The organism is Mycobacterium sp. MAC_080597_8934 (genome assembly GCF_000523975.1).
Taxonomy (GTDB): Bacteria; Actinomycetota; Actinomycetes; order Mycobacteriales; family Mycobacteriaceae; genus Mycobacterium; species Mycobacterium avium.
On record NZ_JAOS01000052.1, the window covers coordinates 55,818 to 68,474 of the forward strand.

10 protein-coding genes are annotated in these 12,657 nt (G+C 66.5%); 5 read left to right on the forward strand and 5 right to left on the reverse strand.

The window, feature by feature from the left end; translation table 11 throughout:
* Positions 1-46: 46 nt before the first annotated feature.
* From NF20_RS22550 to NF20_RS27455, 5 genes are all read right to left on the reverse strand, one after another.
* The gene (locus NF20_RS22550) at positions 47-2,449 is read right to left on the reverse strand and encodes a hypothetical protein (protein WP_033712223.1); all 2,403 of its coding nucleotides are present in this window, start codon (positions 2,447-2,449) and stop codon (positions 47-49) included.
* Positions 2,446-3,195 carry an NUDIX hydrolase gene (locus NF20_RS22555; RefSeq protein ID WP_003878297.1) on the reverse strand — a complete coding sequence of 250 codons (750 nt, stop codon included), beginning with the start codon at positions 3,193-3,195 and terminating at the stop codon, positions 2,446-2,448. Before NF20_RS22555 ends, NF20_RS22550 begins: the two co-directional genes overlap by 4 nt.
* A gap of 86 nt (positions 3,196-3,281) precedes the next feature.
* A complete protein-coding gene (locus NF20_RS26895; RefSeq protein WP_080576332.1) occupies positions 3,282-3,590 on the reverse strand; it encodes a hypothetical protein in 309 nt (102 codons plus the stop codon).
* Positions 3,591-3,597: 7 nt separating this feature from the next.
* Positions 3,598-3,846: a hypothetical protein gene (locus NF20_RS22560; RefSeq protein WP_224111707.1), complete on the reverse strand. Its 249-nt coding sequence runs from the start codon at positions 3,844-3,846 to the stop codon at positions 3,598-3,600.
* 110 nt (positions 3,847-3,956) lie between these two features.
* A complete protein-coding gene (locus tag NF20_RS27455; protein WP_172975552.1) occupies positions 3,957-5,474 on the reverse strand; it encodes a hypothetical protein in 1,518 nt (505 codons plus the stop codon).
* A 134-nt stretch (positions 5,475-5,608) separates the two neighbouring features.
* On the opposite strand from NF20_RS27455, the gene NF20_RS22570 reads away from it, so the two are divergent.
* The 5 genes from NF20_RS22570 to NF20_RS26905 all read left to right on the forward strand — a co-directional run bounded on the left by NF20_RS22570 (position 5,609) and on the right by NF20_RS26905 (position 10,903).
* Positions 5,609-7,051 (forward strand): CCA tRNA nucleotidyltransferase, encoded by a 1,443-nt coding sequence (locus NF20_RS22570; RefSeq protein WP_023900774.1) that lies wholly within the window; start codon positions 5,609-5,611, stop codon positions 7,049-7,051.
* 24 nt (positions 7,052-7,075) lie between these two features.
* Positions 7,076-7,585: a hypothetical protein gene (locus NF20_RS22575; RefSeq protein WP_019733524.1), complete on the forward strand. Its 510-nt coding sequence runs from the start codon at positions 7,076-7,078 to the stop codon at positions 7,583-7,585.
* Positions 7,586-7,631: 46 nt separating this feature from the next.
* The gene (locus NF20_RS22580) at positions 7,632-9,599 is read left to right on the forward strand and encodes an alpha/beta hydrolase (RefSeq protein ID WP_033712226.1); all 1,968 of its coding nucleotides are present in this window, start codon (positions 7,632-7,634) and stop codon (positions 9,597-9,599) included.
* Between the two features lie 117 nt (positions 9,600-9,716).
* Positions 9,717-10,046 (forward strand): DUF2563 family protein, encoded by a 330-nt coding sequence (locus NF20_RS22585; protein WP_033712318.1) that lies wholly within the window; start codon positions 9,717-9,719, stop codon positions 10,044-10,046.
* A 209-nt stretch (positions 10,047-10,255) separates the two neighbouring features.
* Positions 10,256-10,903, forward strand: coding sequence for a hypothetical protein (locus NF20_RS26905; protein ID WP_019733521.1), 648 nt, complete (start codon positions 10,256-10,258; stop codon positions 10,901-10,903).
* Positions 10,904-12,657: the final 1,754 nt, after the last annotated feature.

Sequence of the window (12,657 nt, forward strand, 5' to 3'; positions counted from 1 at the left end):
TCGGGCAGGCCGCGGTGGTGCGGTGCGGCCTGCCGGTAGGCGGGGTTCATACGCGGTGCTCTTGTTCGACGCGCGGGTCGGCGAGGTCGGGCTGGGCGGCGTGCCGGGCATCGGGGGGATCGGGGCGGTCCAGGTCGGCGCGATCGGGCTGGCCGCGGAAGCGGTGCCACAGCCGCCGGCCCGCCAGCAGGACCAGCACCGCCGCGGCGGACAGGGTGATGGCGAACAGCACCTTGCCGTAGGCGTTGGAGTGCACCGACAACCGCACCGGCTCGCCCAGCCGCATCCCGTCGGCGGTCCGCAAGGTCACGTCGACCGCGACCCGCTGGGTGAAGTTCACCTCGATCGGGATCCGCAGCGGCAGGTACCCCGGCGGCAGCTCGATCACCCCGACGTCGGTGACGTTCATGCCGGGCGGGGCGTCCACGTGCACCCGCACCCGGATCGGCACGGCCAGGCCGTTGTGCAGCGCCAGCGGCAGCGGACTGTGCTCGGTGGCCAGGGTGTAGGAGCCGCCCGGGTTGACGATCGTCACGGCGCCGAACAGGTCGTTGATCGTCTTGCCGACCACCGCCAGCCGCTGCTGGGCCAGCCCGTTGCGGCTGTCCGGCGGTTCGGATTGGCTGAGCGCGCGCAGCATGTCCTCGCGCAGCGGCGCGGTGTACTGCACGCCGGTCAGCCCGGTGCGGTCGTCGGTCATCAGCGCCGACGTCAGCCCCCACAGCCGGCCGACCTGACCGGTGATCGCGCCGGTGACGTCGTCGTTGAACTGCCCGCGGGTCGAGCCGTCCGCGCTGACATGGTTCGCGAGTGGGGCGCCGGTTTGTGCGGCCTGGGTGGCTTCGCCGATCACCGCCGGCAGCGGGCGCGGCACCGCCAGACCGGAGCGGATGCTGGTGGTCAGCGCGGTCAAGATCACCTGCGCATCGTCGGCCTGCAGATTCCAGGTCGCCGGGGGGACCAGGAGCTGGGTGCGGGGGGTGTCGTCGTGGCGCAGCGCGTGCCAGAACATGGAGCCCAGCGCGTCCTGGCGGCGGGCGGTCACCGAATCGTGCGCCAGCCGAACGGTCAGCGACGAGTCGAGATAGGTCGGAACTTCGGGGTTGACGCCGGCGCCGGCCAGCGCGGCCCCGACGGCCGGGTCGAACGGCGCCGCCACGACCTGCGGGGACACCCGCCGCGGCGCGGTGTCGACGCTGGTCTCCGAGGAGCTCTGGGCGTCGCCGGCCGACAGGTCGGCGGCGGTGACCGCGACGGTGGTCTGGTTGGCGCCGAGCAGTTTGACCGCCCGGCCGGTCAGCCGCCCGTCGGGCATCAGCGTGGCGCCGCGGGTGGAGGGGACGTCCAGGATCTTGTCGACGATGCTGTTGACGCTGGTGAGGGCGGTGTTGCTGAGGCCCGGGTCGTTGACGCGCTGCAGGGCATCGAGGTCGGCCTGCGCGTAGGGCAGCGGGGCCACGCAGGTGCGGTGCGCCAGCGCCCGCAGCCGGTTGAGCCATTCGGTCGCGGTGGCCTGCCCGGTGCCCGGGTGGGTGGGGGTGCCGGGCAGTTGGGCCGGCCCGTCGGGGGAGTCGGAGACGACGTAGCCCGCGGTCATGGCGTTGACGGTGACCAGCAGATCCGGGTCGACCGCCAGGCACAGCGCGCGGCTGACGGCGCCGTCGGGGTCGACGTCGTGGCTGGTGGCGACCTCGGCCGCGGCCAGCAGGATGTCGAGCCGGCCACCGCTGGCCAGCGAGGTGGCCAGGTCGTCGTCGACCAGGCGGACGGGGATGGTGCCGCCCGGCACGCCGGGGGCCAGCCGGGGCCGGTCGGCCAGCGGCCACAGCATGGTGATCCCCACCGGTTTGGAGGTGTCGGGTGCGACGGCCGAGCCGAGGTCGTCGGCGCGGTCCGGCGGCACCCCCACCACGGGCAGCAGGAAGCGCGCGTTGTCCAGCCGCGCGGGCGCGCCGTAGTCGGGCGTGCCGTTGACGTTGACCAGGACGGGGTAGATGCCGGGCTTCTCGACGCCCAGCGACTGCTTGGTCAGCGCGCGCAGCGGTGCCGACAGGGTGAAGCCAACCTCCTGCCCGCGCTGCAGTTCGGGTGCGACGGTGAGAAAGTCGGCGGCGGCCTGGTACTGGTCGGTGTCGCCGTCCAGGCTGGTGCGCAAACCCGCCGACGCGGTGACCGGGCCGGCGTGCTCGAGGCGGACCATGACGTCGCGGACGGGCCGGTCGCCGATGTTGGTCACCATGCCGCTGACCGTGACGACGGGCGGGCTGGTGGTGGTGACGACGTCGGGGGTGACCTGGTCGATGCGCACCCGGACGAACGGCGTCACACCCGGCTCGCCGGCGACCGCGCGCGGTGTCACCGGCCCGGTGAGCACCGCAAGCCCGGCCAGGACGCCGAGCACGGCGGCGATGCGCAACCAGCCGGCCCAACACAAACGCGGCGCCGTCACGGCCCCGGTCCGTGGCCGTTCTTCCGGCCGGTGGCCGGTTTGTCCGAATGCCGCGTCTCCGAATGCCGCGTCCGGGAATGCGTCTGTGGGCGGCGGCGCGGGGAGCTGGGCGGCAGCGGCGGAAGCGCGGCCGGGCCGTCGCTTTGCAGCTTGTCGATCAGCTCGTCGGCGACCCGGGCCAGCCGGCGTTCGTCGGCGTAGGCCAGCCGGGACGGCAGCTCGCGCATCGGCACCCAGGCGACCTCGGCGACCTCGAGGTCCTCGTCGGAGAGTTCCCCGCCGGAGAAGCGCATTAGATAGTGGTGCACGGTCTTGTGCACGCGCCGGCCGTCGGTGACGAACCAGTAGTCGATGCGGCCCAGCGCGGCCAGCACGCTGCCCCGGATGCCGGTCTCTTCGGCTACCTCTCTGATCGCGGTTTGTTCGGCGGTCTCACCGAGCTCGATGTGCCCTTTGGGCAGCGACCACAGCATGCGGCCGCGCCGGTCGATGCGCCCGATCAGGGCGGCGACCTGCGATTCGCGCGGCCCGTCCAGGCCGTCGATGACCAGGCCGCCGGCGGAGGTTTCGTGCACGGTGCGCAGCCGATCCGGTGCACGGCGAGCGGCACGGGATCGGCGGGGCTTGGTGGCGGTCGAGTCGCCGGTCAGTTGACCGTTGGTCTGTTTCTCCGACGACGTTGCAGCACCACGACCGCGGCGCCGCCCCCGGCGCCGACGTGGTTTGCCTTGTTCGCCGTCCGACACCCAAGCGATAGTAGCTGGCACGGCATGTTCTCCTGGACATACTCGCCGCTGGGTGGGCGCGGGAGGACCCGGCGGAAGGCGTCTCGTCAGATCGGGCCGATCGCTTGGGCAATGAGCCAGACTGGAACGAAGATTAATACCGACAACGGCGCCGAGACGCTACCCCAAAGCATCCCGCGGCCGATCTGGCCGGTCTTGCCGCGGCCTCGCGCAACGAAGGCACCAATTACCGCATACGCAAGCAATACAGGTACCGCTACAAGAACCAAGATCAGCCAGGGCATGAAAAGCCAAGTTGCAAAGTCGATCACGAGGATATGCGCAAGGGTGACGAGAAAACTGAGCGGCCCGTAACGGCCATTCAATTGGGCAGAAGGCGCTCCATCCACCGGCATACCCCTTTCATCGCATGGTCAGGTAGGCGTAAAGGACGCCGCCGACGAGTACAAGAGCGGAACAGCCGGCGAGGCTGAGCGAGATACCGCGACGCCGTGAGGACGGCGTCCACGCCAGTGGGACGCTGATTGACAAAGACACCGCCGAGGCGATCAGCGACGCAGTCACCATCCAGGCGCGTTCGCCCGCGTACGCACTATGCGTTTTGAACGGCCCCTCACCCAACAGCCATAAGGTGAGCATCAGCAACGCCAAGACACCTTGCACGACAAATGGTGCAGATACGGTCGCTATACGCCACGCCTCAGCATCGAAGAATGGCTCGCGAGCCGAAGAGCGCATAACTAGTCGTCCTCACTTCGTGATCAAGCGGGAACTGCACTGCCTGTGGGCAGAGGGGGCACAGAAGGGATGTCGGTGATTGGTCCAAAGTCGGTGGCAGGTAGGGGAGTCGGCACATCGTACTTTGGATTCCATCGGCCGGTGTCGAACGGCGCGAATGCCTTACCGCCGAGCGGACCTACGTCGTGGTGCCGGGGCAAATTCAACAGCGGTCCGTCTGAGCTGCCGGATCGCGCCGGGTCGGTAAGCACCGTGTGCGTCGTGCCGCCTGGCCGATCTTGATACACCTCCAAGGAGGGGTAATTGCTGCGCGTGCCATTCACCTGCACACCTTCCGGCCCCGGGGTGAAGACCAGGTCACCGTTGACCGTGACCGTGTGGTCCATAAGGGGTCCCTTGGGATCGGCGGAGATGCCTGGCGCGAAAGGATTGCCGGCGTCGTACTTAATCCGGACCGATCCATCGGGAAGCTGCGTAACGCTGCCTTTCGGAATGCCGACCTTCACGGGGCCTGGCCCGCCTGTCGAATTCTCTTCGACGGAAGGATTCTGCCTCAAGACAACGATGCCATTTTCGTAGTCGATGTATGTGGTTACCTTGGTGTCCTCTGGGTCGAAATTGGGATTGGCCCCGCGGTTGTTCCCAAGATCTCGCTTCCAAGGCGGAAAGCTTCTTACATCGCGTTGTTCGATCCACTGCGAGACACGGACCACCCCCTGCCCGGGTACCGGGCGGATCCTGACCACCCGGATCTCCGATTTGGCGCCGTTGAACTTGGAGTCATAGGTCTGCGAATCCAGCGCGGCAGCGGTCTCCCAGTCTGCGGCCGAAGATGGTTCACGGCCAAAGACCTGTTTGAAGGCCTCGATCTGGTTGTGACGACGTTGGTCCTGCGAGGGCGATTCCGGAACGTCGCCGTCAAATGCCTGGATTGGCGGGTCGTAGCCGTCCTGCTCACGCAGGTTGGCCATAGAAGTGTGCAGCTGCTGAGAATATTGATCGTGGATTCGCGTCAGATTGGCTACTGATGCCTTGGTGTCATCGATCGCATGCTTCTCGAGTCCGTCGATGTAGTGATCCAGCAAATGCCTCTCCGAAGCCGTCAACTGAGGGTTCTTCTCCAGCTCGACCGCCTCACCGACTTGATCGTCGAGATCTCGCAGCGCGCCTTCGAGCGAGGAAATCTCGCCCCTTCCCGACCGTTGGGCCTCGGCCAGTGCCGCCGCGACCTTCTCCAGATCGGCTCCGATTTTCGGTAATTGAGCTGCTTGTACCCCGAGTGAGGTCGTAGCCCGTTGAACCTCGGCCGAGCCGTTGATCGGATTCTCGCCGTTCTCGTGTGTCCAAGCCTGCTCGAAGCGACCCCGCGCCAGGTTGAACGCGGCTTCGGCTTCTCCCGTGGATCGTCCGGCGTCATGAAACGCTTTTGCAAGGTTCGAGATCTGGGCCGGCCGGCCGCTCTGCAATGTGGCGTTGATCTTCCACGGGTCTCCGCCCGCGAACATAATCAGCGCGGCCTTGCTTATGTATCGGAGATGCACCGCAACGTCCCGCCGTTCACCCTTCTCGCTGCGCGTAAGGCTACTGACGCTCCGCGCCGGGTCAATTCACCATTGATCCCGTGCGAGGCTCCTCACACCGGCTTTTGGTGCAGGTCCGACTAGGCTGATCGAACGTGCCTGACGCCGCCCAGGATGCCGAGCTGCTGACCGCCGCCGCGGTCGCGCTCAACAAGCATGCGCCGATGCTGCGCGAGCTGGGTTCTGCGTTCGACGCCGCGGGCCACCAGCTCTACCTCGTCGGCGGTTCGGTGCGCGATGCCCTGCTGGGCCGGTTGAGCCCCGACCTGGATTTCACCACCGACGCGCGCCCCGACCAGGTGCAGCAAATCCTGCGGCGGTGGGCCGACAACCTGTGGGACACCGGAATCGAGTTCGGCACCGTCGGGGTCGGCAAGGGCGACCGCCGCCTGGAGATCACCACGTTCCGCGCCGACACCTATGACCAGGTGTCCCGAAATCCCCAGGTGCGCTTCGGTAATCGCCTCGAGGACGACCTGGTGCGCCGCGATTTCACGGCCAACGCCATGGCGGTGCGGATCACGCCCGACGGGCCGGGCGAATTCCTGGACCCCCTGGGCGGATTGGCGGCGCTGCGCCAGCGGGTGCTGGACACCCCGGCCACACCGGAGGAGTCGTTCGGCGACGATCCGTTGCGGATGCTGCGCGCGGCCCGGTTCGTGTCGCAGCTCGGCTTCACCGTCGCGCCGCGGGTGGGTGAAGCGATCGAGCGGATGGCCCCGCAGCTGGCCCGGATCAGCGGGGAGCGGGTGGCCGCCGAGCTGGACAAGTTGGTGCTCGGCGACGATCCGGTGGCCGGGATCGATCTGCTGGTGCACAGCGGAATGGGTGAGGTGGTGCTGCCCGAGATCGGCGGCATGCAGATGGCCATCGACGAACACCACCAGCACAAGGACGTCTACCAGCACTCGCTGACCGTGTTGCGTCAGGCGATCGCCCTCGAAGACCACGGCCCGGATCTGGTGCTGCGCTGGGCCGCGCTGCTGCACGACATCGGCAAGCCCGCCACCCGACGCCACGAGCCCAACGGCGGCGTGAGTTTTCACCACCACGAGGTGGTCGGCGCCAAGATGGTCCGAAAACGGTTGCGCGCCTTGAAGTATTCGAAGCAGATGGTCGACGACGTCTCGCAGCTGGTGTACCTGCATCTGCGGTTCCACGGCTACGGCGACGGCAAGTGGACCGATTCGGCGGTGCGCCGCTACGTCACCGATGCCGGGCCGCTGCTGCCGCGGCTGCACAAACTCGTGCGCGCCGACTGCACCACCCGCAACAAGCGCCGGGCCGCCCGGCTGCAGGCAAGCTATGACCGGCTCGAGGCGCGCATCGCCGAGCTGGCCGCCCAAGAAGACTTGGCGCGGGTGCGCCCCGATCTGGACGGCAACCAGATCATGGAGATCCTGGGCATCCCGGCCGGCCCTCAGGTCGGGGAGGCGTGGCGGTTCCTGAAGGAGCTGCGGCTGGAGCGGGGACCGTTGGATCCCGACGAGGCGACCGCAGAACTGCTGTCCTGGTGGCGATCTCGCGGGAACGGGTAGCCGCGGCCGCGCGTCCGACAATTTGTGGACTATTGCTTGGCAGGCGACGGCGGCGCGGCCGCGATCTGGCACGGTCAACCCGACCTCGACCTTGACGGCGACGGCCGTTTCGAATCGATCGGGCTGGACTTCGACCACGACGGGCTGCGCGACGATGCACTGGCGGATCTGGACGGGGACGGCCTCGTCGATCACGCCGTGCTGGATCTCGACAACGACGGCACGCCCGAGGCCTATTTCACCGACGACGGTTCGGGAACGTGGGCGGTGGCCGTGGATCGCAACGGGCAACTGCGTTGGTTCGGCCTCGACGGCGTCGAGCACACCGGCGGGCCCATGGTCGACTTCGACGGCCACGGCCGCCCCGACGCCCGCCTCGTCGATACCGACGGTAACGGGCTGGCCGACCGGGTGCTGCGCACCGACGAGACCGGTGTGACCGGATACGTCGACACCGACGGTGACGGCAAATGGAACGTCCGGCTGAGCGATACCGACGGTGACGGTCTCGCCGACGGCGCCAGCGCGCTGTGAGTACGGGGTGGTGATCTGACGCGGCGTCGCGCCGGGGATACAGCCGATGCAGCTGCGCCACTTGAGCATTCCGTTTCTGGTCGCCGAGGCCGGCGGTGATCCGTGGTCGATCGACTCGGGCCTGCAGGCTGGCCGTCCGGCGCAGATCGCCTACCTGGCCCGGGCGTTTCATGACGCGGGGATGAGCACCGCGGAGGCCGACGTCGCGTTTGCGGCGGCCCGAGGTCGTTTCGAGGCGTCGTGGAATCGCCGAAACGGCGCGCTGCCGATCAACGACTCCGCCGAGGTGCAGCGGGTCACCCAGGCGTTAGCCGTGGAGGGCCGGCAATTGCCGCGGATTGCAACCGATTTGGAGACCATCGCCGCGGTGCTGGCCGAATCCCAACGCACGTCCACGTGGTACATCGAAGCGCTGGAATATGACCTCGCGGCCATCGACGACGAGATCGGCCAGGCCCTCGAGGAGGCCGATCACTGCGCGGCCGAGGAGCTGCGCTACAGCGCCGTCACCGAGACCAAGGCAATCACGTTGGTGCTCAGCCAGGTTCGGGAGAGTTATTCCCGGCTACTGCACAGCGCGCTGGCACGCCTGCAGGCCGATGGTGTCGACCCGGCGGACGTCAGGGGCGTCGACGAGTTGTCGATCCCGCCCGCCGACACCAGCCCTGAGCAGGTGAAGTGGTGGTGGGATTCGCTGAGTGACGCTCAGCAGCGTTTGTTGATCGATCAGCATCCGCAGGAGTTGGGCAATCTCAACGGTATTCCCGCCGAGGCGCGTGACTCGGTCAATCGGGCGACGATGACTGACGACCTGAGCAAGGTCGAAGCCGTCGCCCGGGTGCGGGGTGTATCGGTTGAGGCGCTGCGCGACAACGCGCTCCGCAACCGGGACGCCGACATGTTCAGCGACCCGGCGTCCTACGGGCTGTGCGCCACCGACATCGTCCGGTACCAGAACGCGGTGAAGACCAACGACTGCCTCAACAAGGCGTGTGACCCCGGGTTGCCGCTGATGCTGTGGGCCTACGACCCGCTGGCGTTCGCGGGCAAGGGCAGGGCGGGCATCGCCATCGGCAACCCGGACAAGTCCCGCAACACCGCGGTCGTCGTGCCGGGCACCAATAGCAGCGTGCGCGGCGGCTGGATGTCCGACGGAGCCGACGACGCCATCAACCTCTACACACAAGCGCAGCGGGCCGGCCCCCACCACACCACCGCGGTGCTGGCCTGGATGGGTTATGACGCACCGGAATTCGACGATTCGCACTGGGAGCAGGCCGTGACCGACCCGGCGAGATTGGAACAGGTCGGCACGCCCTGGAGGGCGCGGCAGGCCGGTGTGCTGTTGGCCGGCGACGTCAATGGGCTGGCCGCCACACACGACGCGGGAAGCCGGGCTCATGTGACGGTCATCGGCCATTCCTACGGGTCGACGACGGTGGCCGACGCATTCGCCAACAGCGGTATGCGCGCCAACGACGCGGTGCTAACCGGTTGCCCGGGAACGGATTTGGCGCACAGCGCCGCGGACTTTCACCTCGACGGCGGCAGGCTGTATGTGGGTGCGGCGTCAACCGATGCGATTAGCTGGATCGGCGAGTCGGGTCGCGGTCTGCCCAATGGGCTCAACGAGACGCTGGGCGGTCCGCTGGGTCCGCTGGCCGGGCTGGGCACCGACCCGGCGCATGCCGGTTTCGGGGCGGTGCGGTTCCGCGCCGAAGTTGCCGGTTCGCACAGCGTCATGCCGTGGTTCACCGACCACTCGCACTACTACGACGTGGGCAGCGAAGCGCTGCACAACATGACCGAGATCGTCACCGGCCGCGGCAACGAGTTGGCGGCCGAGGGCATGCTGGCGCCCGACCGAGACGCGGCGCGGGTGTCCATTCTCGGCCGGGTGCACACTCCGTTGGGGACGCTGTCGCTGCCGCGGGTGGAGATCCGGATGCCGGTGGTGGTCGATCCGGAATGGGAGCGGCCGGCGCGCTCGGTCACCAATGGGCACGGGTTCTAGCGGCCGTTGGCCGTTGGGCGGGGTGTCTGGTGATGGGGTGAATTGACCGCCCGGTGCGCCGCGTTTAGCCTGATCACAAGGCTTAATGCAAAGGTTCGACGCAGGGAAGGAGTGCTGATGTTCGTCGATACCGACCTTTTGCACTCCGGAGGAAACCAGTCCCATCGCGCGGGCGGTCACGCCCGGGATGGGGCCGATCAACTGGCGGGCGGGACCGTAGCGTCCGGGATGTTCGGTGACTTCGCCGCCGCCGACGCATTCCATAGTGCCGTCGCGGTCGCGCACGAACAACACGTCCAGAACCTGCAGGCGCACAGCGAGACGCTGACCGGTGTTGGCACCAAGGCGCACCACGCGGCCAATAGTTTCACCAACATGGATCAGCAGAACGCGACCGAAATGCGGGCGCTGCGACCCAGTTCCAGCCCGTCGCCATCGAACGCCTAAACGTTGGTGTGGAGGCCGATCCTTTATGTGATCGGCTCAACCATTGTGCGCCTGAGGCACTAAAAGCCTTACAACGCTTGCCTGTTCATCGTGCCACTGGGATCGGTGGGGACCCATGCACCGTCAACCACTGACCGCGTTCGCACCGCGAATCGGCGGCAGCGACGCTTTCGCGGCTGGTAGTTCGCCACCACCGGGAGTCGCGGTGATTGCTCGTTACGCCGTTAGCTGTTCAACTATTGGAGCCGAGTATTCGGGATACGGTCTCGAAGGGCGATTGCAGACACTTAGGAGGAAGCATGGTGGGGGATTTGCCGCCGGCCCCTGGGCAGGGGCCAATGACGGGGCCGCCGAATCCAACGCAGTGGGCGCCAGCTTTTCCTCCTCAGCCGTCTCGTTCGAGGACATGGCCGGCGGTCGCCTTGGCCGCGGTGGCCGTTCTGCTGGGCGGTGCGGCTCTGGTGGTCGCGTTGACACGGCCTACCGGTGGTTCGTCAACGGTTTCCTCGACCACCTCAACGACGCCCTCGTACACGGCAGAGCAGACGGCGGCTGCGCATCAGAAGTTGTGCGACAGCTACAAGCTGGCTGCGCGGGCGGTGCAAATAGAAACGAATGGGAGCAACCAGGCCTTTGCAGGAATCGCGACGGTCAACGGCGCAGTGATGCTGGAAGAGGCAGTCAACACCAATCCCGGACTTCCTCAGAGCGAACGTGCAGCCGCCCTCGCCCTGGCCGAGGCCTATAGCAACGTTGCAGCCACGTCTAGCCTGGCAGGAGGCCAAGACCCGGCATGGCAATCTGCGCTTGACGATGCCAACGCTAAGGACGCAGCGATGAAAAAGGTATGCGGGTAGTGGGGCGTTTCCCTTCACGCGGTTGGCAAGAGCGTATGGATAGACTCCGCCTCTACGCGGATCACGTTACTCGAAGGTGGTTCTGGGCCGTAACAGGTATTAGTTGCGCACGACAGAGGCCGCCGGGGATTCTTAGGAGCACTCCGGATGGGGTCGCAGATTCCCAAAAGTGGTCCGAACTTCACCAACTCGCTCCGTCGAGGCTGCAGGGCAGAAGGGGAACAACCGTTACACCTGGCGAGTGAATTGCTCGCTCGCGGGTCGCCTGTTCCACTAGAGCCGTGAGCCTCAGATGAACTTGTAAGACGTGCAGCAGCCATTGACCGCGAGAAGGGAGTGCAAGATGGGGGGCCCGCCCTCGCTCCTTGGTCATGGGTCGTCCCCAAAGCGGCCCGGAAATTGGTTGCCGATGCATCTGGGGCAGCGTGCATCGCACCCGAACCCCCGGTTGGCGAAGGCGGTTTCTGTCACCGCGGCAATGACTGGCGTTGCGCTGGTTAGCGCGCTGGCCCACCAGGATGCTTCGAATCGATCAGTGCCCAAACACCGGCTTGCAGCTTCGGTATTGCTATTCGCATGCGGAAGAAACGTTCTAATTGGAAACCATGTAGTCGTTGCCGAAGTACGATCTGAGCCGTTGCTCAATGACATCGCCACATTTGATCGCATCGCGGTTAACGACGCCTTGATGAAAAGCGGGTCTGCGAATGGTCGCAGCTGATCTCCCGCCCGGTACGTGGACAGCCGCGTTAATTGGACCTTGGTGGCCGTCACCCTCGACGGCACTACGCGCTGGTGCCCAACATTGGAGCGAGGCGTGCGTAGAACAGCAGGCATATTCGGAGATCCTCCATGCCCAGTGGACGCTATTCGCGGCACACAACCAGGGCCATACGGCGGACGACCTCATAGATCGATTCCAGCAGGGTGAAAAGTTCCACCTCGATCTTGCAGAAAAATACAAGGCTAAGGAGTCGGCATTTAACTCTGCCGCCGACGCGAACGATTATCTACGCAGCCGATTGTCGGATATAGCGAGTACGGGGAACAACGAGATCAACCAAATCCTCGCATCGAAAAAACTACCTCCAGAGAAGCTGGCTGAAATACAAGCTGTGCAGGCGCGCTGCAATGCAGATGCCGCAAATGCCAGTCGGAACGCCGTCGACAAGATGATGGCAGCAACCCAAAAGATCCTCGACATTGAAGGCATCGGGGCCGATGCACGAAGCTGGGCACGCGCAAACGGCTTCAATGCAGAAGACGCGTCGCCCCCGCGCCAGTTGACGGATGCGGACTTGCATACCTCCGGAGCTGCACCGGCCAAGACGCCAGCTGTCGGTGGGCATGGAGGCCATGGTGAGGGCGGTGTGTCAACTGTAGTCAGAGGCCATGATGGCGGTGTGTCAGGCGAAGGTGGTAGCCATGGTGGCTCTGCCATCAGCGGCTTGCAAGGACACGGCATAAAGCCGGCAAGTGGCGGTAGTACGGCAACTGGGCAAGCACCAGATGGGCCTGCGGTAGGCGGTCTGGAGGGCCATGGCGTTCAGTCCGCACCTGCGCCGCCGACGGCACCAGCATCACCGGCGCCCGCTGGCGCCCCGTCGTTCTCCGCCGCCTCGGGAACTGTCCCGTCGGGCGTCCCTGGCGTACACGGCGCGCCTACGGCGATGGCGCCGTCGGGGCTGGGCCTCGGCCAGGGCGGGCAGCCCAACCTGGCGCAATCGTTCGCCTCCGGATTGGCGACCGGCCAG